This is a genomic window from Roseibium sp. (assembly GCF_965229775.1).
Lineage (GTDB): Bacteria > Pseudomonadota > Alphaproteobacteria > Rhizobiales > Stappiaceae > Roseibium.
On sequence record NZ_OZ245929.1, the window covers coordinates 6,016,748 to 6,037,557 of the forward strand.

Consider the following 20,810-nt stretch of genomic DNA (forward strand, 5'->3'; position numbering starts at 1 on the left):
CCCGGATGACGCAGTCCGAACCGACCATCGCCATCGAGACCCCCATGTCGAATGACATGGGTGCGATGATCGGCGAACTCAACGAACTGCTTCTGACGCTGTCACCGCCCGAGGCGTGTTATCACATGACGCCTGAAGACATGGCCGGCGCAGCGACAACGGTTTTTGTTGCCCGCGTAGATGGGAACGCAGCCGCCTGCGGTGCGCTTCACCGCCACGGCGAAGGCATCGCCGAGGTCAAGCGCATGTACACCCGCCCCGCCTATCAGGGACATGGTCTCGGCAGAAGGATCCTTGAGCAGATCGTCACGCTTGCAGAGCGCGAAGGCTACGCCTCGCTTGTCCTGGAAACCGGTGACCGGCACCCCGCCGCCTGGCGCATTTACGAGCGCGCCGGCTTCACCCGCTGCGGCCCGGTCCTGGACTACCCCGACAGCCCTTATTCCGTTTTCTATTCCCGGCCGCTCGCGGCCAGCCAAGAGACACACAAATGACCGACCTGACCAAACTGACCATTGCCGAGGCTCGCGAAGGCCTCAAGAACAAGGACTACTCGTCGCTTGAGCTGACCGATGCGTTCCTGTTGAACATTGAAGCGGCCAATGCGCAGCTCAACGCCTATGTTGCGGTAACGCCGGACAAGGCCCGCGAGATGGCGAGGGCCTCCGACGACAAGCTTGCCAGGGGCGACGGCGGCGCGCTGGAGGGCATTCCGCTCGGCATCAAGGACCTGTTCGCGACGAAGGGCGTACACACCCAGGCCTGCAGCCACATCCTCGACAGCTTCAAGCCCGCCTACGAATCCACCGTCACCACCAATCTGTGGTCCGACGGCGCGGTCATGCTGGGCAAGCTCAACATGGACGAGTTCGCCATGGGCTCTTCCAACGAGACGTCCTACTACGGCGACGTGATCAACCCCTGGCGCAAGACCGGCTCGAACCAGGATCTGGTTCCGGGCGGGTCGTCCGGCGGCTCGGCAACGGCCGTCGCCGCGCGGCTGTGCATGGGTGCAACTGCAACCGACACCGGCGGCTCGATCCGCCAGCCCGCTGCCTTCACCGGCACCGTCGGCATCAAGCCGACCTATGGTCGCTGCTCGCGCTGGGGCATCGTCGCCTTTGCCTCGTCGCTCGATCAGGCCGGACCGATCGCCCATACAGTGCGCGACAGCGCGATCCTTCTGAAGTCGATGGCATCCGTCGACCCGAAGGACACGACCTCCGTCGACATCGAGGTTCCCGATTACGAAGCCGCCATCGGCAAGTCGGTCAAGGGTCTGAAGATCGGAATTCCCGCAGAATATCGCCTGGACGGCATGCCCGCCGAGATCGAGGAGCTCTGGCAGAAGGGCATCGCATGGCTGAAGGATGCCGGTGCGGAGATCGTTGAGATTTCCATGCCGCACACCAAATACGCCCTGCCCGCCTATTACATCGTAGCCCCGGCAGAGGCGTCCTCCAACCTCGCCCGCTATGACGGCGTCCGCTACGGCCTGCGCGTGCCGGGCAAGGACATTGTCGAGATGTACGAGAACACCCGCGCGGAAGGCTTCGGAGACGAGGTCAAGCGCCGTGTGCTCATCGGCACCTATGTCCTCTCCGCAGGCTACTACGACGCCTACTACCTGAAGGCCCAGAAAGTGCGCACGCTGATCAAGCGGGACTTCGATCTCGCCTGGCAAAACGGCGTCGACGCGATCTTGACCCCGGCCACGCCGTCCGCTGCCTTTGGTGTCGCGGACCAGGAACTGCATGCCGATCCGGTCAAGATGTATCTGAACGACATTTTCACCGTGACCGTGAACATGGCCGGCCTGCCGGGCATTTCGGTGCCCGCCGGCCTCGACAAGGACGGCCTGCCGCTTGGGCTGCAGCTCATCGGCAAGCCCTTCGATGAGGCGACGCTTTTCCAGGTGGGCCAGGTCATCGAGGATGCCGCCGGGTCCTTCGAACCACAGAAATGGTGGGGCTGAGCCTTTCCGCAAAACTGGCGGCCCTTGCGCCGTCCCGGACCTGATCGGGGACCAAAAGGCCGCAACAAACAGACGTGGCCCCGGCTCAAGGCCGGGGCAGCCAAGAGGGTATGAACCCCTCCAGTCCCGTTCCAATCGCTCTGACCATGGGTGACCTGAATGCATGACATTGAAACCGTCGTCATCGGTGCCGGCGTTGTCGGCCTAGCGATTGCACGGGCTCTGGCGATTGCCGGGCGCGAGGTCATGGTTCTGGAGCGTCACGGGCTGATCGGCTCGGAAACGAGCGCCCGCAACTCCGAAGTCATTCATGCGGGGATCTACTATCCGCCGGGCAGTCTGAAGGCAAAGCTGTGCCTTCCCGGCAAACATCTTCTCTATCAGTTCTGTGACGACAACGGCATCGCCTACAGGAAGACCGGCAAGCTGATCGTCGCTTCGAGCGATAGCCAGTTGCCGGAGCTGGAACGTCTTCATGCCCAGGCCGAAGCGACGGACCTGCACGACCTTGAAGTTTACGATGCAAGGAAACTGAAGGAAGTTGAGCCTGCGCTTGACTGCATCAGCGCGCTTTATTCGCCCTCGACCGGCATCATCGACAGCCACGCCTACATGCTGGCGCTGCAGGGACATCTGGAAGCCCATGGCGGCCAGGTGGTGCTGGGCAGCCGCGTCGACCGGATCGAGCAGGCAGCAGCGGGCTATGCTCTTCGCGTGACAAGCGCTGACGGCGACAGCATGCACCTCACCTGCCGCGAACTCATCGTCTCGGCCGGACATGCGGCGCCCGGCCTGATGGCGGAGGTGCCGGGCGCGAACCCGCCCAAGGCTTATCTCGCTAAGGGAAACTATTTCAAACTGCAGGGCAAGGCGCCCCTGTCACGGCTTGTCTATCCCGTTCCCGAACCCGGCGGCTCCGGCGTCCACATCACCCTCGATCTTCAGGGCCAGGCCCGCTTCGGGCCGGATGTGGAGTGGATCGAGAAGATCAACTACGACGTCGATCCGGCGCGCGGCAAGAAGTTCTACGCCGCGATCCGCACTTACTGGCCCGGCCTTCCCGACAATTCCCTCGTCCCGGACTATTGCGGCATCCGCCCCAAGATCGTCGGCCCCGGCGAACCGGCTGCCGATTTCCGCATCGACGGGCCGGAAGCCCACGGACTGGGAGGGCTTGTCGCCCTTTACGGCATCGAGTCGCCGGGCCTCACATCCTCTCTGGCGATTGGTAACGAAGTGCTGGAACGGCTGAGCTAGAGCATTTTCCGACCAATTTGAATCATTTGATGCGGATATCCGGTTCACTCGGCCAGGCGGGTCACGAAGCGCGATGCGGTGCATCGTGCAAGTGGCACAACGCAGCCGATGGGCTGGATATCCTCACCCTTTGTGGAACGCATTCAAGCGACAAACATCAAGATTGGCCGGGCCCTTTTCCGCTCTGGCGTCGTTGGTTCACCCTTGTGGTCGGCAACACCACGGCGGGCGAACCGTCTCGCCAGCGCGAAAAAGGGCCTCGGTCAAATGATCCAAATTGGTCGGAAAATGCTCTAGCGCCCTTAGTGCACCCGCGTGCTTTCCGCCTCCAGGATCTCGTCCGCATCGAGCGTTGAACTCGGCAAGCGCGTGTCGGTCGGAACGTCACCCGACAGCTGCAGCGCAAGGTAGCGGCCGCAGCAGACCCGCAGGAAGCTCGTGAAGTTTCCAAGGTCATGCCCGGCATCAATGCTTTCATGGTGCAGCCGCGTGATCAGCTGAACGACATTCATGCCATCGCGCGCCGCGATCTCGTCCAGTACGTTCCAGAAGAACGATTCCAGCCGCACGGACGTCACCATGCCGTCAATGCGCAACGACTTCGTGCTGCTTTCCCAAAGCGCCGGATCAGCTTCGATAAAGAGTTTGCACATGGTGTTCTCCCATTTCCTGTTCGGCACGTCCTACCGCCCGCTAGACGACCCGATCTCTGTCGAACTGAACAAACGTCCCGCTGCAACATGCTAGGAACAACGTAATTTTGCCAGACACGTTTTGGTTTGGCAGACATCGGCCGAATTGCACGAACCCCTCCACGGTCATCCCGGACGCAGCGCAGCGGAGATCCGGGACCCACTCGTTTCCAGAGCCGGCGTTGGGGAGAGCAGATGGTATCCGTTCGTTTCCACGTCCTCTTCACGCATCCGCTGCATCGTGGAATGGGTCCCGAATCAAGTCCGGGATGACGCCGGCGGGTGTGGTCCGAACAGACCCAACCAGACCCAGAGCCTCATCCTGAGGAGGACCGGAAGGTCCGCCTCGAAGGATGGGCAGCCTTTCCTGGCATCGCCTGTTGAACACGACCCGATCAGGCCGCGAGCGACCCGGTCGCAGTGCCGCCAAGCAGCGCTTTGAATTGCGCCAGCCAGGCCGGGTGCGCCGGCCAGGCCGGGGCGGTCACGAGATTGCCGTCGGTCACCGCTGCGTCAACGGCAATGTCGGCATAGGTGGCCCCGGCCAGTTCCACTTCCGGACGGCAGGCGGGATAGGCCGACACGGTGCGTCCCTCGATCACCCTGGCTGCCGTCAGGATCTGGGCCCCGTGACAGATCGCGGCAACCGGCTTGTCGGCGCGCATGAAGTGGCTGACGGCGGCAATCACGTCGGCATCGAGCCTGAGGTACTCGGGCGCGCGCCCGCCCGGGATCACCAGCGCGTCGTAGCTGGTGACGTCGATCTCGGCGAAGGTCGCGTTCAGCGTGAAATTATGGCCGCGCTTTTCGGTGTAGGTCTGGTCGCCTTCGAAGTCGTGAATGCAGGTCGCCACCGCCTCGCCTGCCTTTTTGCCGGGGCAAACGGCATCGACCTGATACCCCATGGCAAGAAGTGCCTGGAACGGCACCATCGTCTCATAGTCCTCGGTGAAATCTCCCGTGATCATCAGGATCTTGGCACTCATCTCATATCCTCCCGGAGCCTTGAAAACCAATGTGAGCGAAAGCTAGCAGGCAATGGGCCGGAACGGGTATTAGGCGGGTACTACAGCGCAGTTTTCTGGTTTTTCGCAGAGAAAGCGCAGGCATTTGTGCGCAGCCCATCCTTCGAGACGCGCTGCCGCGCTCCTCAGGCTGAGGAAAGTTCGCGCCGCCGGTCACGCGCCCCTTCACCGTCATTCCGGACGCAGCGCAGCGGAGATCCGGGATCCACTCGTTTCCAGAGCCGATGTTGGGGAGAGCAGGTGGCATCCGTCCACGTCCACCTCCTCTTCACGCATCCGCTGCACCGTGGATTGGATCCCGGATCAAGTCCGGGATGACCCAGGTGGGTGCCGCCTGAACAGACCTAACCGAACCCGAAGCCTCATCCTGAGGAAGACCGGATGGTCCGTCTCGAATGATAGCGGCGGTCATTTGTGCGCAGCCCATCCTTCGAGACGCGCTGCCGCGCTCCTCAGGCTGAGGTAAGTTCGCGCCGCCGGTCATACGCCCCTCCACCGTCATCCCGGACGCAGCGCAGCGGAGATCCGGGACCCACTCGATTCCGGAGCCGATGTTGCAGAGAGCAACGTGCGTCCGTCCACGTCCACCTCCTCTTCACGCATCCGCTGCACCGTGGATTGGATCCCGGATCAAGTCCGGGATGACACCGGCGGGTGCCGCCTGAACAGACCTAGCCAGACCCAGAGCCTCATCCTGAGGAAGACCGGATGGTCCGTCTTGAATGATAGCGAATGCCTGCGCTAGGAACCGTGCGAATGCACGACCGTCTTCCGAAAGTCAGACTTAGAGGCTTTGATCGAGATCTTGTCGCCGACAGAAATATCCTGATCTTCAAAGATAGCGGATCCGATATGCATGTGATTGTCGGCAGGAGATTGATACCGGAATTTTACTTCACTTGTCATGACGAGCCGGTAGTCGTCTTCCCGAAGCCCCTGGTCGACCAGCGATCGAAACCGGGCACAATCCAATGTGATTTCTCCGTGCACCAAGAGGTCGTCCGAGGGACTGGCCGAGAGCTTTTTCTCTGCTCTGCAGACTTCGCTCACTTGGGTCACCGTCGCAGGGATATCGACAAGATCTGAATGATCAAAGATATGGTGTGCAAACCAAAACAACCCCACCAGTCCAGGCAGAATTACGATCTGCAGCACTGCTCTGGCAGTTATCCACCCGGCAACCTTTGCATTATGATCGTACAACCTCTGCCTCCAAGAAAAACCGCTACACATATTGCAAGCAGTTTGTGTCCTTTCAAGGAGACTGTGTGACGACGCTCCCACCGCCCCCGAAAATTCTCATTTCACCCTTGACCCGCCTCTTCCGCAATGCCATAACCCTCGCCGAACCGTACCGTACGGTTCCGTACAAATCGTCATTTCCCTCGAGCCAAGACCAAGCACATGCCCGCTGCCGCATATGACATCGCCACCTCCCGCCCGGACGCTGCGCCCGAGTTTTCGCCGCGTCAGCAGGTGGTGCTGCAGCATGCCCTGACGCTTCTGGTGGAAGGCGGTGAAAAGGCGCTGACGACCGCCGGTCTTGCGCGCACCGCAAGCTGTTCGAAGGAAAGTCTCTACAAGTGGTTCGGGGATCGCGACGGCCTGCTGGCCGCTGTCGTTGCCTACCAGGCAAGCCAGGTTCAGTTTCCCTCCGAGGCCGGTGCGACGGCCGATGCGGCGACCTTCCGCGCCCATGTCACGGCCTTCGTGGAAGCCTTGCTGGGCGTGCTCTTTTCAGAGACCTCGCTCGCCCTCAACCGTCTGTCCATCGGCCAGTCCAACACCAATTCCAACCGGCTCGGCCACCTGCTTCTCGTGCGTGGCAAGCACATGATCTCGGCGCGTGCACGCACCATGCTGGAAAGCGGGCGCCGCCACGGGCTTTTGAAATTCGACGATGCCGAAGAGGCCTACCAGGTGCTCTACGGCCTTGCCATCCGCGACGTTCACATCCGGCTTCTTCTCGGCGAGAACGCAAGCGCGGCCGAACAGGACCTGGCATCCCAGGCGCAAAACGCCGTTGACCGATTTTACCGGCTGTTCGGGGCCTGACCCCGGCTTCCGGCCGACTGGAGACCACCAGCCAACGAAGACCGGACATCAACTCCGGCTCCAAACATGAATAACGAGAATGCAAACGGGAGAAAGGAACCCATGCGCGTTTATTACGATCGTGACGCAGATATCAATCTGATCAAGTCCAAGAAAGTCGCCATCATCGGCTACGGCTCGCAGGGCCGCGCCCATGCCATGAACCTGAAGGACAGCGGTGTTCCGGACATCGCCGTTGCCCTGCGCGAAGGCTCCACCACAGCGCTGAAGGCCGAAGCCGACGGCTTCAAGGTCATGACCGTCGCCGAGGCGGCCGCCTGGGCCGACCTGATGATGATGGCAACGCCCGACGAACTGCAGGCGGACATCTACAAGGACCACATTGCCGGCAACATCCGCGATGGCGCAGCGATCGCCTTTGCGCACGGCCTCAACGTCCATTTCGGCCTGATCGAGCCGAAGTCCTCCGTCGACGTTCTGATGGTCGCACCGAAGGGTCCGGGCCACACCGTGCGCGGCGAATACGAGAAAGGCGGCGGCGTGCCGTGCCTTGTCGCCGTTCACCAGGACGCCTCCGGCAACGCGCTCGATCTGGGTCTGTCCTACGCCAGCGGCGTCGGCGGCGGCCGGTCCGGCATCATCGAAACCACCTTCCAGGAAGAGTGCGAGACAGACCTCTTCGGTGAACAGGCTGTTCTGTGCGGCGGTCTGGTCGAGCTGATCCGTGCCGGGTTCGAAACCCTCGTGGAAGCCGGTTACGCGCCCGAAATGGCTTATTTCGAGTGCCTGCACGAAGTGAAGTTGATCGTCGACCTGATCTACGAAGGCGGCATTGCCAACATGAACTACTCCATCTCCAACACGGCGGAATGGGGTGAGTACGTCACCGGCCCGCGCATCGTCACCGACGAAACCAAGGCGGAGATGAAGCGCGTCCTGAAAGACATCCAGACCGGCAAGTTCACCTCCGAGTGGATGCAGGAATACCGTGCGGGCGCTGCCAAGTTCAAGGCGACCCGCCGCCTCAACGACGGTCACCAGATCGAGGAAGTCGGCGAGAAACTGCGCGGCATGATGCCGTGGATCAAGTCCAACGCGCTGGTCGACAAGACCAAGAACTAAATGTTTGCCTGATCAACGATACGGAAAGGCCGGGCAGCGACGCCCGGCTTTTTCTTCTTGTGGCACGGAACAGTCTTTCGGGGCCGCCTCCAGACGTTGCACGGCCTCTCTGGCCGGGAAGAAACCACGTTCGGCGGCAATCCCGTAGAGTTCCAGCGCTCTCCCGCGATCCTGCGTAACGATGTCCCCTTCTTCCAGCAGCTTTGCCAGATAATAGGCTCCATAGGCGTCTTCCTCGTCCGCTGCCGCCTCGATCCGCGCGAGTCCCTCGGAGGCATCTTTCGGCAGGCCCAGGCCGTGCAACTGCATCCAGCCGATATTCGCGGCGCCGCCCCTGATTTCCAGCTCAACGGCCCGCCTGAAAAGCCGGATTGCCTCCTCATGGTCCTGTTCGACACCGGTGCCGTCGCGATGAAGGATGCCAAGGTTGGTCAGCCCGCCAAAGTGCTTCGCGTCGATAGATTTGCTGTAGTGGTAAGCGGCCTTTGAATAGTCCTGTTCAACACCGAGCCCGTACTCACGCATTTCGGCAAGGTGATAGTGAGCGCTGGTGTTTCCCGCCTTTATCGCCTTGCGGAAATGGTCAAGTGCTTTCTCGTAGTCCGGTTCCACGCTCTCACCCGCAAGATAAAGTTCGCCGAGTGTCACGTGCGCGAAATAAGGCTCCTTTTCCGCCAGCTCGAAATAGATCGAAAGACCCTTGTCGACATCCTTGGGCACCGGTTCTCCCACCATATAGGCGCCGGCAAGCGCATACATCGCGAAGAAGTCGCCTTCGCCGGCAAGACGTTTTATGTCTTCAATGGAACCGGAAACCTTGTCGGCACTGAAATCCTCCGGATGAGCAAAATAAAGCAACGTGAGGTTGAGCTCGGTGGCTTCATCGCCCAGTTCGATCACCTTCAGGAACCAGCGTTCCGCGGCTGGAAGATCCCTGTCTGTTCCAAGACCGATTTCGAGCAGGGTCGCCAATTGATGCATCGCGCCGATGTGGCCGCCCTCTGCTGCCCGGCGGTAATAGTCATGGGCCGTCTTGTAGGTATGTCCCTCGACCGACGCGCGAAGATGCAGATCTCCGATGTCGTAAAGCGCATCTACGCTGCCGAGCTCCGCGGCCCGCTCGAACCAGTGCAGCGCCTTCTCCGGATCGTAGCGCTCTTTATTCTCACGTCCGTTGTAGTGTTCGCCAAGCCACCTGGCGGCGGTCGCGCTTCCGGCGTTGGCGGAGATCTCGAGCACGCGCGGATCGGTCACCACGAACAGAAAAAGCACTGCCGCGATCAGTGCGCTGGGTATCCAATAGAGAAAAAACGCTTCAACAAACCGTCACCTGTTTGACCAACTCCAGTTCAGGCTTTTCTTTTGCCCATTTTTCGCGGCACCAGGCACCCTTGCCGCGAGCGCGTTTTGCGTCGATCCCGCACAACCGTTTCAACCGTATCGGTGCACCCATGCAGCAGCCTGGATGGTCATTGCCGTCCAGTTCAGTCGCCACAAGGGAATCTGCAATAGACGCCGCCCGCAATTGCCAAACTTCCATGGACGCATCAAGCGGTCCAGACCTTAACAGATGACGTTAGTACACAACAAAACGGCACAATCCCTTGGTCCGACTCCTGATTTCCCGTCTTGCCACCGCCACTCGATCAGAACTTTTCGATTTTTTCGAAAAATTTTCACTAAATGCGCGAAAGGGCCGAGTTTCGGTGATTGAATTCAGGAATTCTTAATTCGGGCATGTCTGTTTGAAGGTTCCCACGCATTCCGGTGGATATGTTTTTATTAAAATCCACACGCCTACAATTTGATGAAAATCTCTTAACCAGCCCTAACAGCATCTAAAAACATTTCAAACTAGGCTGCCTCAATTGGTCGTTTTCGACGAGTAGCGCGTGGAGTGCGTCTGCATGGATTTATTGACGCTTTTTTCGGCAAATCTGCTCTTGTTGCTGATTTTCGCCATATCCTTTCAAGCGATGTCGCTTCGGGTGACGCCAAGCGTGCACTGGCGCAGCTGGGCGGCCGCGAACGCCATTCTCGTGCTCGCCCTCGTCTGCTTTGCCTTTGAAAACGTCCTTCCCCGGATCGTTGCGTACATCCTTCCGAACACGCTGCTGCTGCTTGGTTTTGGCTTTCATCTTTATGCCGCGCGCGTTCTCGCAAAACTGCCGCACAGGCTGAGCGACGCATTCGCACCTGCCGCAGCCTATCTGATCGTAGGAGTGATCGCGTTCCTGCTGTCGGATGCCACGCTCGCCTATGTTGGCGGCAACTTCATCTTCACGGTCCTGTGCATCGCCACCATCGTCGCCTACACGTCGAAGAATTTCCACGGCCTGATTTCCGTCATAGGCCTCGTGCTCGCGTTTTTCTTCCTTGCCGCTGTCGGCGGACTGAGAGTGTTCCACGGCGTCACCGGTGCGGGCCCGGCCGGCCCCGGCATGATCAACGACACGATGCAGGGTCTGCACCTGATGAGCGCGATGCTGTTCGTCAGCCTGACGGGCGCATTCTCGACAGCCCTTTCCTTCGAGCAGGTGGCCCAGCGGCACAGGGAGGCTGCAAGACGGGATCCGTTGACCGGGGCATTCAATCGCCGGGAATTTCAGGCCCGCCTGGAAGACCTTCTGCATGAGCCGTCGGAGAAGACCTTCGGCCTGCTCAACTTCGACCTGGATCATTTCAAACTCGTGAACGACAATTTCGGACATCTGTCCGGTGACCAGGCGCTGGTGAAAATCGTGGCCGCCGTCAAGGCGCAGCTGCGGAAAGACGATTGCTTCGCCCGCCTGGGCGGTGAGGAATTCGCCGTTCTGCTGCCCGACATCTCCCGTGAAAACGCGGCCAAGGTCGCCGATCGCCTCCGGCAACTGATTTCCCGGATCGAGTTCGACTTCGCACCCGATAATTTCAGGATCACCGCGTCCACCGGTATCTACCACGGCAACGGGACCGAACTGGCGATGGAAGACCTGCTGCAGGCCGTGGACGACAGCCTCTACCGGTCGAAGAAAAACGGGCGCAATTGCGTCACGTTCGCCGGAGAACTGACCGCAGCTTCCTGACAGCGGACGGATTGATGGGCTTCACGAATAGGTCTCGATCAGCCGGGTGACCTCCTTGTCGCGGGCGCTTTCGCTTTTCCCGCCCATCACCACGACAATCAGCTGCTTGCCGCCACGCTGCGCGGTTGCCACCAGATTGTATCCCGACATGCGGATGTATCCGGTCTTCAGGCCGTTCACGCCGGAGACCTTTCCCAGGAGGTTGTTCGTGGCCTTGAACGTCCTGCCATTGTAGGTGAAGGACTTCGCCCGGTAATAACTCGCGTATTGCGGAAACCGGCGTTTGAGCGCCAGGCCGAGCTTCGCCATGTCGCGCGCGGTGGTCACCTGGCCCGGATCCGGCAGCCCCGTGGCATTTACGAAGCGCGTCCGCGATAGGCCGAGCGCGCGTGCTTGTTGTGTCATCTGGCGGGCAAAAGCTGCTTCACTGCCCGCAAGATTTTCGGCGACGGCAACGCCGACATCGTTGGCGGACCTGACCGAAAGGGCACGCGCAGCCTGCTGAACGGTTATTGTCGTTCCTGCCTTCAGACCGATTTTTGCAGGCGGCTGCGAAGCGGCATTCTCGCTGACGGTCAGAGGAGAGGAAAGGCTGTAGCGTCCCTCCGCGACGGCTTCGAACAACAGGTAGAGCGTCATCATCTTGGTGAGCGAAGCCGGGAACCGTGCCGCATCCGCATCGACGGCGTAGAGCTGTTCACCCGTCGAGGCGTCGAGGACCAGAGCTGAAAACCCACGTTCCTGCGCGGTCGCCGGCGCATAGCCGACGGCCGGCAGGGACGCAGTTTGAACGGCTGTGCTCGCAGCAGGGGTGCCTGACGACGCTGACGGTGAAGGCGCTTGCGCGGTCTGGCAGGCGGCGAGCAGCAGGGCGAGTAGAACCGCGCCGACTTTTCCGGTCAGTTTAACCCCTTGAAACATATGCGGTCTCACTCTTGTCCCAGCCCTGAATTCAGGCCTTCAACCGGTACCCGGTCTTGAAAATCCAGTGAACGATCGCCAGAGACACGAACAGAAAGATCATGGTCGCAACCAGCGACAACCACAGACTGACATCCGCCTGGCCGTAAAAGCTCCAGCGGAAACCCGATATCAGATAAACGACGGGATTGACCAGTGTCACTTTCTGCCAGATCTCCGGAAGCATGTTGATGGAATAGAAGCTTCCACCGAGAAAGGCGAGCGGTGTCACGATCAGAAGCGGCACGAATTGCAGCTTCTCGAAATTGTCGGCCCAGATGCCGATGATGAAGCCGAGCAGCGCAAAAGTGACGGCCGTCAGAATGAAGAACGTTGCCATCCAGACGGGGTGCTGGATCTGGATATCGACGAAGAAGTTCGCCGTGATCAGGATGATCAGCCCCACGATAATCGACTTCGTTGCCGCCGCTCCGACATAGGCGATGGTGATTTCCAGATAGGAAACCGGTGCGGACAGGACCTCGAATATCGTGCCGGTGAAACGCGGAAAGTATATGCCGAACGAGGCGTTCGACAGGCTCTGTGTCATAAGCGACAGCATGATCAGACCGGGCACGATGAAGGCTCCGTAGCTGACCCCGTCGACTTCCGAGATCCGCGACCCGATCGCCGCACCGAACACGACGAAGTAGAGCACGGTCGAGATGACGGGCGAGACCACACTTTGCATCAGCGTGCGTTTCGTACGCGCCATCTCGGAAATGTAGATCGACTTGACTGCGCCCAGGTTCATGCGCTCCCCTCTTTCAACAGTCCCTGCCTTCGACCCGGCAGATTTTCAAACGAGGTCCATTCTCATTCTCGGCAACGTCCTTCCGGGGATCGAACCGGACGGCGACCGGCCGGTCGTCGCAAACCCCATGCGCGCGTAGAAAGCTTCGGCAAATGGATCGGCATCGAGTTCAATATGCCCGAGCCCGATTGTTCTGGCCCGGTTCTCAAGCGTCTCGAACAAAGCCCGTCCGACGCCTGTTCCCTTGTAGTCCGGCGCAACGAAGCAGGTTTCAAGTTCACCGCCGGATGACTGGTCGCGGGACAGCCGGATACAGCCGACCAGCGATCCGTCAGCGGCCTCGGCGACCCAGAAATCGTCGTCCGATATCCAGCTGTCGCGCACCCGCAATTCGTCGAGGCAGGCGTGCATGAATGCCTCGTCATAGCCGTTCGACTGCTTGGAGCGCATGCAAAGCTCCGTCAGGGCGTCCCTGTCGGCCAGCTGCGCGGATCGGATGGAAAAGTCCTTCGTCATGTCGGCTCAACTCTTCTTCACAAGGTCCACGAAAATGTCTTCCAGAGACGACTGGTCGGTTTGCAGATCCTGAAACCGGACCCCGGCATCCGCCAGGTCCTTCAAAAGTGCGGTAATGCCGGTTCTTTCCGCGTGCGTATCGTAGGTATAGACCAGCTTGCAGCCGGCATCGGCAATTTCGAGGTTGTGCCGCGCAAGACTGTCGGGGACCGCTTCCAAAGGTTCTGTCAGATTGAGGGTCAGGAGTTTGCGCCCGAGCTTGCGCATCAGTTCGGCCTTGCCCTCCACCAAGACAATCTCGCCCTTGTTGATGACGCCGACCCTGTCCGCCATCTCCTCGGCTTCCTCGATATAGTGGGTCGTCAGGATGATCGTGACGCCTTTCTCCTTCAGCTCGGTGACGATGCGCCACATGTCGTGACGCAGCTCGACATCGACGCCGGCGGTCGGTTCATCGAGAAACAGAACCTTCGGCTCGTGCGCAAGCGCCTTGGCGACGAGAAGCCGGCGCTTCATGCCGCCGGAAAGCGCCATGATCGGATTGTTGCGTTTGTCCCAGAGCGTGAGGTCCTTGAGAATGCTTTCCACGAACCCGCGATCGGCTGGCAGGCCGAACAAGCCGCGGCTGAAGGCAACCGTGTCGCCGACAATCTCGAACGGTGCCGTCGGCATTTCCTGGGGCACCAGCCCGATCAGACGCCGCGCGGCCCGAAAATCCGCGATCGCATCGTGACCGCCGACAGTTATGCTTCCCGATGTCGGGCGCACGAGTCCGCAAATCGTGCTGATCAGAGTGGTCTTGCCTGCCCCATTGGGGCCGAGAAGCGCAAAGACCTCTCCTTCCCGGATATCCAGCGACACCGATTTCAAGGCTTGGAAACCGCCTTCATAGGTCTTTTCCAGATCGCGGACAGAAAGAATGGGCGCCATGAAGACCTGAGCTGACACGATGATTGAAGGTTTGACCAGACGGCCGAATGAGAGGGTATAGCAACATGTGGGCCGTATGGCTGCAAGATGCAAGGTACCACGGTATGTCGCCGATGGAACCGCGCGGAAGAGGTCGGGAGGTGCAGACAGCGATAACTCTGCCATGGCTGGCCGGGTTCAGCCTGACGCCGGGAAATTGCGCGAAAGTGCACCGCCCCTCTCCGGTGTACCGGTCCTGACCCTAGTAAAGCGTCTTGCGATAACTCTCTTCCAGCTTCTCGTCCAATGCGGTGAGTTCCTCGTCGCTCGCAGGTGTTTCGGCTGCCTGGTCCGTGATGATTTTCATCAGGGAGGGCATGTCGCTGCGGTCCTGGAACCTTTTCGGATCCCACAAATGCGACCGGCGGAACGCTTTCGCACAATGCATGAAGACACTGGTCACCCGGACGTGGATCGCGACTGTCGGACTGCGGCCCTTGACGCTCATCGCCTTTAGCAAATCGGGATCGACGACAAGCGTCGCCTGCCCGTTGACGCGCAGAGTGTCGTCAAACCCGGGAATGATGAACAGCAGTCCGACGCTTGGATTGGTGACGATATTGACCAGGCTGTCGAGACGGTTGTTTCCGGGACGGTCGGGAAGGACAAGCGTTTGATCGTCGAGAACCTTCACGAACCCGGGCGGATCGCCGCGCGGGCTGACATCCGCCTTGCCGTCCGCATTCTGCGTTCCAAGACAAACGAACGGCGACCGTTCGATGAAGTCGCGGGCATGCCTGTCGAGCGTCGTCAGGCACTTTTTCTTTGCCAGTTCGTGCGTCGGCGGAAACAGTCCTCTCAGAGCTGCCTCGTCCCTGATCAGATATTCCGGATTGAGATCGAACACCGTCATTTCCTCTCCTCACCACGAAACATTTTCAGAACCTGACCGGCACGAACCGATGGCCGGATGCCGTTTTCCGCCCGCGCCGCTCTCGCGCGCCCTGCAGGCCTCGCCCCAGTCAACTACGGCCGGCTTCAGGTAATGCATCTGAGGTACGTACCTCACACTTTGTTCGACTGTCAACGCGGGTGTTCCCGGTGTTCCGGTTTTTGCAATCGGCCCTTCGACGTCGGCAACACCGGGACAGATCCGGAACACGGAAGCCCGGCATTGTTTCCACATCGGAAACACTGCGTCTTGCGCCACGAGGCTGGGTTTCCGGCGGATCCGCGCTATCTTGCAAATGAACAAACAACCGATTGGCGGGCTTACAGCAGGTCCGTCCGAAGCAGGAACGCAATCCATGTCCGTCCGTCCGGTAACTCATATTGGATCAACGCAGCCGACACTCGAGGGTGCCGGCGTCAAACTCGAGCGCGTGTTCGGTTTTCAGGACCCTGAAATGCTGGATCCGTTCCTGCTGCTCGACGATTTCCGCAACAACCGCCCGGAAGATTACCTGGCGGGCTTTCCCTGGCACCCGCATCGCGGCATCGAGACGATAACCTACGTCCTCGCAGGCACGGTGGAACACGGAGACAGCCTGGGCAACAAGGGAGACCTTGGTGCCGGCGACGTCCAGTGGATGACCGCCGGTCGCGGCATCATGCACCAGGAAATGCCGAAGGGAGATGCGCAGGGCCGGATGCACGGTTTTCAACTCTGGGCGAACCTGCCCTCCTCGCTGAAAATGACGGAACCGCGCTACCAGGATGTCACCGCCAACGAGATCCCCGTTGTCACGGACGACGACGGCACCTCCGCGCGGATCATCTGCGGTGAGTTCTGGGGCAAGAGCGGCCCGGTCGACGGCATTGCGGCGGAACCCCAATATCTGGACATTCATGTGCCTGCCGGCCGGAAGAAGCGCTTCAAGGTCGACACCTACAAACAGACCTTCGCCTATGTCTTCGAAGGATCCGGCACATTCGAAGGGGCCTCCGATCCATTCGGTGTCCTGACAGAAAAGGAATTCGGCGGTGAGGAACTCAAGATCCGCGATCAGACCGGTGACCGGACGCTGGTGATTTTCGGAACCGGGGACGAGATCGTGGTGCAGGCGGGCGACGAAGGCATCCGTTTCCTTCTGGTGTCCGGCGCGCCGATAAAGGAACCGGTCGCCTGGCACGGACCGATCGTCATGAACACGCGCGACGAACTGGTGCAGGCGGTGACGGAACTGCAGAACGGCACGTTCATCAAGTGAGTTCCGGGCCGTCTGTGTCTCCGCGCAAAGGCAGGGATTGCAGGGACTGAAAGAGCTGAGTTATCCCGCTTGATCTGTTCAAGGTGAAGCTGACAGGATCTCTCACGGCCTGCCAGGTTCGGCGGTACCTCGCCTCCTTGGACGTCGCCCTGCCTTGCAACCTTCACAATCTCCGGTTAGGCCTGTCCAGCATTCTACCTGCCGGAGCCTCATGCCTCTCAAACTCAGACCCGCCACCCCAGCCGACGCCCCTGCCCTGACCGGTATTCTTCACCGCGCAAAGGCTTCCTGGGGATACCCGGAGGACAAGATGGCGGAGTTCCGGGAAGCCTGGGGCATTCGTGATGCCACGATCCGATCAATCCGGATAACCGTTGCCGAAGACGAAAGTGGTCCAGTCGCCTTTTCAGGCGTGATCCCGGAAGACGAAGACACGCTCCTTGTCGACTACCTTTTCGTCGATCCGCCGATGCATGGAAAGGGAATCGGTAGTCTTTTGCTGAAACGCGCCGAGGACATTGCCCGTCAGGACAGGCGCACCCGCCTCCGCCTGGAATCGGACGCCCATGCTGGCGCCTTTTACGAAAAACACGGGTTTCGCACCTTCGGCACCCGTCCGAGTGAAATGTCGCCCGGACACGATATCCCTCTCATGGAAAAACGGCTTCCCGCATGCGTGCACGCACTCTCGCGTGTCGATCTGAGGGTCATCGACCGGCCCTGGCGTTTCGAGACTGAAAACGAGAATGAAATTGCGGCACATTTTGAGGAGGCACGGAAACGGATCTCGCTCCTGTGGAACGGCCGGACGCTGAAACTGACGGAATTTTCGTTTCAAAACGGGGTCTTTGAAGGCTGCTGTTCGGAAAGCTCCTACGCGGCACACCTTGCTTGGCGGGACTGGGGCGCACCTGATGCCTCCGCATTCAATCTGTTTGGCTCAGCCATCATCCGAAGCCGGTGCGGTGCGCTGCTCTACGGAGTGATGGCGCCTCATACGGCGACCGCGGGAATGATTTATCCACCGGGAGGCAATCTCGATCTGAGCGACGTCACGCCGGACGGCAAGGTGGACGTGATCCGGGCAATTGACCGGGAACTGGAAGAAGAGACGGGACTGCGTGGTGAAACCTTGCGGCGCGCCGAATTGCTCGCCTCCTTTGACGGACCGCGCATTTCCATCGCACGCGTGTTCGACTGCGACGTGGACGCCGGTGATCTTCGCGGCAGCATTCTGGCGCATTCGGCCGCATCGGACGAGAAGGAATTGTCAGATATTCGCGTCATATGTTCGCGCGCCGATCTTGACGACCCGGCGATCGTGCCGTTCGCCCGCGAAATCGCGGACTATCTGTTGCGGTGACACGGGACCTGGAGACCGCGGCAATGTCCGGACCGGAGCCCCCCGGTGAACCGTCAAGGGTTTGTTCACCAAGAACACGCTCTAGGGACTGGCGGGACCCGGCAAGAAATGCAAAAGTCCGCTCACCCCGGCATGAGGGGTCAGGTTATTCTCCAGGGAGAACAGAATATGGGCCGCCGCTACGCGATCTTGGATGTCTTCACAAACACACTTCTGGCAGGCAATCCGCTCGCGGTGGTTTTGGATAGCGAAGATCTGAGCGACGCGCAGATGCAGAAGATCGCGGGTGAGTTCAATCTCTCCGAGACGGTGTTCGTGTTTCCGCCCGAAAACCCGGGCCAGACCGCCAGCATGCGGATCTTCACCCCGAAAATGGAACTCCCCTTCGCGGGACATCCGACCATCGGCACCGCGATCCTGCTGGCGACAGAACGCTTTGGCGAGGTTGACGGCGAACAGGATGCGGTCGTCGTTCTGAAACAGAAAATCGGAGCCGTGCGCTGCGCCGTCATCCTGAAGCAGAATGCGGCCGGCTTCGCCGAATTCGACGTGCCCAGCCTGCCGGAACCGGCCGGACCGACGCACAATATCGAACTCATCGCTGCAGCGCTGGATCTCGAGCCGACCGATATCGGCTTTGAAAACCATGCGCCGTCACGCTTTCAGGTCGGTCCGCCCTTCAACTTCGTGCCGGTGCGCGACCTGGATGCCCTGTCCCGAGCAAAGCCGGTCAGCGCCATGTGGAAGGCCGGTTTCGGCAAGGACAACCACAACCACGCCTATATCTACTGCCGCGAAACCCGCTCGCATGACAGCGCCTTTCATGCGCGGCTGTTTGCCCCGGACATGGGTATTCCCGAAGACCCGGCAACAGGTTCGGCGGCCGCGGCCTTCGCAGGTGTCGTCAATTTCTATGACGGCCTGACGGAAGGCACGCACCACATCCGTATCGAACAGGGCTTCGAAATGGGGCGGCCTTCGCTGATCGATCTTGAGATCGATATCGAGCATGGCGGCATGCACGCCGTTCGCATCGGCGGTCAGGCGACCCTCGTGGCCAGGGGTGAGCTGTTCGTCTGACGAAGCCGCTCAATCCGCTTCGCTGCTGACTGCAGGCGGGGTCTCGCTGACTTTCCGTTGCTCTCTCGCGTTCACAATCCCCGGCAGCACGACGCCGGTGATGATGAGCGCGCCTCCGATCAGGATATCCGGGGTCATTTCTTCACCGAGCGCCACATAGGCAATCGCGAAGGTGAAGACCACCGACAGAACGGCGAGCAAGGCCGCCGTTACGGTCGAAACGGTCGCCATCGCCTCGTACCAGAGATAATATCCGAATGCCGTGGACAGGACGCCGAGCAGGACGAGCAGGAACGCGTCCGTCGCGCTTGCCTCCAGAGGATAGAGCAGCAGGCTGGGCGACAACACGACGGCGCTTGGCAGGAGGATTTTCAACAGAACTTCCATGCGGTCCATGGTCGAGCGGGTCTGCTTGACCGCCCGCGCGCTTCCGACAATGAATATTGCCCAGGATATACCCGCACCGAGTTCCCAGAAATCACCGATGAGGCTCTCTCCTGCTCCCGCGTCGAAATCGTGGCGTACGGTGAGGTAAACCCCGGCCAGGGCCAGACACGTCGCAAGCACATCGAACCATCGCACCCGTTCGACCCCGGCGATCACCAGGAACAGCAGCACGAAGAAAGGTGCCGTGTTTTCCAGAACCATCGCGTTCGTGGCGCTGGTATGTTCAAGACCGATATGAAAGGTGATGTAGTTCAGCGTGAACCCGGTGCTGGCAAGCAGAGTGAACCGGTCCAGCCGGAAGAGGTTCAGCCGCCGGCCGGACAGTTTCAGCATGACAAAAATGACCGAGCACGCGATCCACAGGCGGAAGACGGCGATCTGAAGTCCATGCAAATCGCCCGTCAGATACCTCACGATCACGGAGTTGGCGCCCATCAAAAAGGCGGCAATAAATCCAAAACACAAGGCGATTGCATAGGGTCTCGTCATCGCGAGCCATGGTAACGCCTTGCCAGAGCCGCGGCAAACCGGCTGGCAGATGTTCGCGGGAGCGAAAGCTGTGTTCCGGGCTGTCTGGCGGCAACGGGTGTCCTGCCGCCAGTCTGCTTATCCAGGGACGGAAAGGTTACTCCGCAGCCTCTGCCGGTGCCTGTGGCGCCGTCTTCTGCCAGGCCGGCAGCGCTTCCATGCGTTCCAGCCAGGCCAGGACCCTGGGAAACTCAAGCAGGGGCACCTGGGACTGCGGATGGAGTGCCAGGGCCGAGTGGCTTCCGACGGCAAAGTCGGCAACAGTCGGCGTGTCTCCCAGAATGAATTCGCGGTCAGCCAGATGATCTTCCAGAACGGCCGCGAAACGGCGGAAATTTTCCTGTCCGGACGCAACCTTCTCTTCATCGACGGGACCCAGACCGAACACTTGTTTGGCGACGGTTTCCCAGACGATCTCGCCGAGCGCCCGATTGAAATGCTGCACTTCCCAGGACATCCAGCGAAGCACTTCGATACGCATCGCATTGTCCGACGGGCAGAACGTCTCCGCATTCTGCCTGTCCGACAGATAGATCATGATCGGATTGGCTTCCCAGAGCTTGAGGTCACCGTCGACGAGAACGGGCACTTTCACATTCGGGTTGATGGCCTTGAACGCCTCGGTCTGATGCTCTCCGGCAAACAGATTGAAGTTTTGAATGTCGGTTTCATCCTCCAGCCCGAGATGATGGATTGCAGCCAGAACACGGCGGCAATTGGGGGACAGATCGGTCAGATAAAGTTCCATGATTTCAGCTCCTGTGTGCGCCGGACCCAGGATCATCCCGCCGGCCATGTCGAGCTCCTCACCCCCGGGGCGACTTTACTCAACCATTTAGTTGACTATAATGG

The 20,810-nt window shown here is 60.1% G+C and carries 21 protein-coding genes; 9 read left to right on the forward strand and 12 right to left on the reverse strand.

The features are described from left to right. The first annotated feature begins 5 nt into the window (after positions 1–5). From ACO07N_RS27430 to ACO07N_RS27440, 3 genes are all read left to right on the forward strand, one after another. Positions 6–494 carry a GNAT family N-acetyltransferase gene (locus tag ACO07N_RS27430; protein ID WP_421984040.1) on the forward strand — a complete coding sequence of 163 codons (489 nt, stop codon included), beginning with the start codon at positions 6–8 and terminating at the stop codon, positions 492–494. Continuing rightward, complete coding sequence (gene gatA / locus ACO07N_RS27435) at positions 491–1,975, forward strand: Asp-tRNA(Asn)/Glu-tRNA(Gln) amidotransferase subunit GatA (protein WP_421984041.1); 1,485 nt, start codon at positions 491–493, stop codon at positions 1,973–1,975. Before ACO07N_RS27430 ends, gatA begins: the two co-directional genes overlap by 4 nt. 159 nt (positions 1,976–2,134) lie before the next feature. Further along, positions 2,135–3,232, forward strand: a complete 1,098-nt coding sequence (locus ACO07N_RS27440) for an NAD(P)/FAD-dependent oxidoreductase (RefSeq protein ID WP_421984042.1) — start codon at positions 2,135–2,137, stop codon at positions 3,230–3,232. A gap of 302 nt (positions 3,233–3,534) precedes the next feature. On the opposite strand, the gene ACO07N_RS27445 is transcribed toward ACO07N_RS27440, so the two are convergent. The 3 genes from ACO07N_RS27445 to ACO07N_RS27455 all read right to left on the reverse strand — a co-directional run bounded on the left by ACO07N_RS27445 (position 3,535) and on the right by ACO07N_RS27455 (position 6,152). Beyond that, positions 3,535–3,885, reverse strand: coding sequence for a ribbon-helix-helix domain-containing protein (locus ACO07N_RS27445; protein ID WP_421984043.1), 351 nt, complete (start codon positions 3,883–3,885; stop codon positions 3,535–3,537). A gap of 434 nt (positions 3,886–4,319) precedes the next feature. Next, positions 4,320–4,910, reverse strand: coding sequence for a DJ-1/PfpI family protein (locus ACO07N_RS27450; protein WP_421984044.1), 591 nt, complete (start codon positions 4,908–4,910; stop codon positions 4,320–4,322). Between the two features lie 780 nt (positions 4,911–5,690). After that, positions 5,691–6,152, reverse strand: a complete 462-nt coding sequence (locus tag ACO07N_RS27455) for a hypothetical protein (RefSeq protein ID WP_421984045.1) — start codon at positions 6,150–6,152, stop codon at positions 5,691–5,693. 201 nt (positions 6,153–6,353) lie between these two features. On the opposite strand from ACO07N_RS27455, the gene ACO07N_RS27460 reads away from it, so the two are divergent. Together ACO07N_RS27460 and ilvC are read left to right on the forward strand one after the other, a co-directional pair. Further along, a complete protein-coding gene (locus ACO07N_RS27460; RefSeq protein ID WP_421984046.1) occupies positions 6,354–7,004 on the forward strand; it encodes a TetR/AcrR family transcriptional regulator in 651 nt (216 codons plus the stop codon). A gap of 102 nt (positions 7,005–7,106) precedes the next feature. Next, a complete protein-coding gene (ilvC, locus tag ACO07N_RS27465) occupies positions 7,107–8,126 on the forward strand; it encodes a ketol-acid reductoisomerase (protein WP_421984047.1) in 1,020 nt (339 codons plus the stop codon). Between the two features lie 12 nt (positions 8,127–8,138). On the opposite strand, the gene ACO07N_RS27470 is transcribed toward ilvC, so the two are convergent. After that, a complete protein-coding gene (locus ACO07N_RS27470; protein WP_421984048.1) occupies positions 8,139–9,398 on the reverse strand; it encodes a tetratricopeptide repeat protein in 1,260 nt (419 codons plus the stop codon). 43 nt (positions 9,399–9,441) lie between these two features. Beyond that, positions 9,442–9,666 (reverse strand): hypothetical protein, encoded by a 225-nt coding sequence (locus tag ACO07N_RS27475; RefSeq protein ID WP_421984049.1) that lies wholly within the window; start codon positions 9,664–9,666, stop codon positions 9,442–9,444. 367 nt (positions 9,667–10,033) lie between these two features. Here ACO07N_RS27475 and ACO07N_RS27480 point away from each other — a divergent pair, with 367 nt between their 5' ends. Then, the gene (locus ACO07N_RS27480) at positions 10,034–11,191 is read left to right on the forward strand and encodes a GGDEF domain-containing protein (protein ID WP_421984050.1); all 1,158 of its coding nucleotides are present in this window, start codon (positions 10,034–10,036) and stop codon (positions 11,189–11,191) included. 21 nt (positions 11,192–11,212) lie between these two features. Here the strand turns inward: ACO07N_RS27480 and ACO07N_RS27485 are convergent, their stop codons facing one another. The 5 genes from ACO07N_RS27485 to ACO07N_RS27505 all read right to left on the reverse strand — a co-directional run bounded on the left by ACO07N_RS27485 (position 11,213) and on the right by ACO07N_RS27505 (position 15,243). Beyond that, complete coding sequence (locus ACO07N_RS27485; protein ID WP_421984051.1) at positions 11,213–12,112, reverse strand: D-alanyl-D-alanine carboxypeptidase family protein; 900 nt, start codon at positions 12,110–12,112, stop codon at positions 11,213–11,215. 31 nt (positions 12,113–12,143) lie between these two features. After that, entirely contained in the window at positions 12,144–12,905 is a 762-nt protein-coding gene (locus ACO07N_RS27490; RefSeq protein ID WP_421984052.1) for an ABC transporter permease, read from the reverse strand. A gap of 45 nt (positions 12,906–12,950) precedes the next feature. Then, positions 12,951–13,421 (reverse strand): GNAT family N-acetyltransferase, encoded by a 471-nt coding sequence (locus tag ACO07N_RS27495; RefSeq protein ID WP_421984053.1) that lies wholly within the window; start codon positions 13,419–13,421, stop codon positions 12,951–12,953. A gap of 6 nt (positions 13,422–13,427) precedes the next feature. Continuing rightward, the gene (locus ACO07N_RS27500) at positions 13,428–14,351 is read right to left on the reverse strand and encodes an ABC transporter ATP-binding protein (protein ID WP_421984054.1); all 924 of its coding nucleotides are present in this window, start codon (positions 14,349–14,351) and stop codon (positions 13,428–13,430) included. A 241-nt stretch (positions 14,352–14,592) separates the two neighbouring features. Continuing rightward, on the reverse strand, positions 14,593–15,243 hold the full coding sequence (locus ACO07N_RS27505) for a pyridoxamine 5'-phosphate oxidase family protein (RefSeq protein ID WP_421984055.1): 651 nt from the start codon (positions 15,241–15,243) through the stop codon (positions 14,593–14,595). 394 nt (positions 15,244–15,637) lie between these two features. Here ACO07N_RS27505 and ACO07N_RS27510 point away from each other — a divergent pair, with 394 nt between their 5' ends. The 3 genes from ACO07N_RS27510 to ACO07N_RS27520 all read left to right on the forward strand — a co-directional run bounded on the left by ACO07N_RS27510 (position 15,638) and on the right by ACO07N_RS27520 (position 18,983). After that, complete coding sequence (locus ACO07N_RS27510; protein ID WP_421984056.1) at positions 15,638–16,540, forward strand: pirin family protein; 903 nt, start codon at positions 15,638–15,640, stop codon at positions 16,538–16,540. 211 nt (positions 16,541–16,751) lie between these two features. Further along, positions 16,752–17,903: a GNAT family N-acetyltransferase gene (locus tag ACO07N_RS27515; RefSeq protein WP_421984057.1), complete on the forward strand. Its 1,152-nt coding sequence runs from the start codon at positions 16,752–16,754 to the stop codon at positions 17,901–17,903. Between the two features lie 168 nt (positions 17,904–18,071). Further along, entirely contained in the window at positions 18,072–18,983 is a 912-nt protein-coding gene (locus ACO07N_RS27520) for a PhzF family phenazine biosynthesis protein (protein ID WP_421984058.1), read from the forward strand. Between the two features lie 9 nt (positions 18,984–18,992). Here ACO07N_RS27520 and ACO07N_RS27525 read toward each other — a convergent pair whose 3' ends face one another. Together ACO07N_RS27525 and ACO07N_RS27530 are read right to left on the reverse strand one after the other, a co-directional pair. Next, a complete protein-coding gene (locus ACO07N_RS27525; protein ID WP_421984059.1) occupies positions 18,993–19,919 on the reverse strand; it encodes a DMT family transporter in 927 nt (308 codons plus the stop codon). 136 nt (positions 19,920–20,055) lie between these two features. After that, positions 20,056–20,706 (reverse strand): glutathione S-transferase family protein, encoded by a 651-nt coding sequence (locus tag ACO07N_RS27530; RefSeq protein WP_421984060.1) that lies wholly within the window; start codon positions 20,704–20,706, stop codon positions 20,056–20,058. Between the last annotated feature and the right edge of the window lie 104 nt (positions 20,707–20,810).

Bases quoted from the DNA above. Each gene is read 5' to 3' on its own strand.
- ACO07N_RS27430 (WP_421984040.1), top strand. From the start codon at position 6: ATGACGCAGTCCGAACCGACCATCGCCATCGAGACCCCCATGTCGAAT.
- ACO07N_RS27490 (WP_421984052.1), bottom strand. From the start codon at position 12,905: ATGAACCTGGGCGCAGTCAAGTCGATCTACATTTCCGAGATGGCGCGT.
- ilvC (WP_421984047.1), top strand. From the start codon at position 7,107: ATGCGCGTTTATTACGATCGTGACGCAGATATCAATCTGATCAAGTCC.
- ACO07N_RS27520 (WP_421984058.1), top strand. From the start codon at position 18,072: ATGGGCCGCCGCTACGCGATCTTGGATGTCTTCACAAACACACTTCTG.
- ACO07N_RS27500 (WP_421984054.1), bottom strand. From the start codon at position 14,351: ATGGCGCCCATTCTTTCTGTCCGCGATCTGGAAAAGACCTATGAAGGC.
- ACO07N_RS27530 (WP_421984060.1), bottom strand. From the start codon at position 20,706: ATGGAACTTTATCTGACCGATCTGTCCCCCAATTGCCGCCGTGTTCTG.
- ACO07N_RS27515 (WP_421984057.1), top strand. From the start codon at position 16,752: ATGCCTCTCAAACTCAGACCCGCCACCCCAGCCGACGCCCCTGCCCTG.
- ACO07N_RS27525 (WP_421984059.1), bottom strand. From the start codon at position 19,919: ATGACGAGACCCTATGCAATCGCCTTGTGTTTTGGATTTATTGCCGCC.
- ACO07N_RS27510 (WP_421984056.1), top strand. From the start codon at position 15,638: ATGTCCGTCCGTCCGGTAACTCATATTGGATCAACGCAGCCGACACTC.
- ACO07N_RS27445 (WP_421984043.1), bottom strand. From the start codon at position 3,885: ATGTGCAAACTCTTTATCGAAGCTGATCCGGCGCTTTGGGAAAGCAGC.
- ACO07N_RS27440 (WP_421984042.1), top strand. From the start codon at position 2,135: ATGCATGACATTGAAACCGTCGTCATCGGTGCCGGCGTTGTCGGCCTA.
- ACO07N_RS27485 (WP_421984051.1), bottom strand. From the start codon at position 12,112: ATGTTTCAAGGGGTTAAACTGACCGGAAAAGTCGGCGCGGTTCTACTC.
- ACO07N_RS27480 (WP_421984050.1), top strand. From the start codon at position 10,034: ATGGATTTATTGACGCTTTTTTCGGCAAATCTGCTCTTGTTGCTGATT.
- ACO07N_RS27450 (WP_421984044.1), bottom strand. From the start codon at position 4,910: ATGAGTGCCAAGATCCTGATGATCACGGGAGATTTCACCGAGGACTAT.
- ACO07N_RS27495 (WP_421984053.1), bottom strand. From the start codon at position 13,421: ATGACGAAGGACTTTTCCATCCGATCCGCGCAGCTGGCCGACAGGGAC.
- ACO07N_RS27460 (WP_421984046.1), top strand. From the start codon at position 6,354: ATGCCCGCTGCCGCATATGACATCGCCACCTCCCGCCCGGACGCTGCG.
- gatA (WP_421984041.1), top strand. From the start codon at position 491: ATGACCGACCTGACCAAACTGACCATTGCCGAGGCTCGCGAAGGCCTC.
- ACO07N_RS27475 (WP_421984049.1), bottom strand. From the start codon at position 9,666: ATGGAAGTTTGGCAATTGCGGGCGGCGTCTATTGCAGATTCCCTTGTG.
- ACO07N_RS27505 (WP_421984055.1), bottom strand. From the start codon at position 15,243: ATGACGGTGTTCGATCTCAATCCGGAATATCTGATCAGGGACGAGGCA.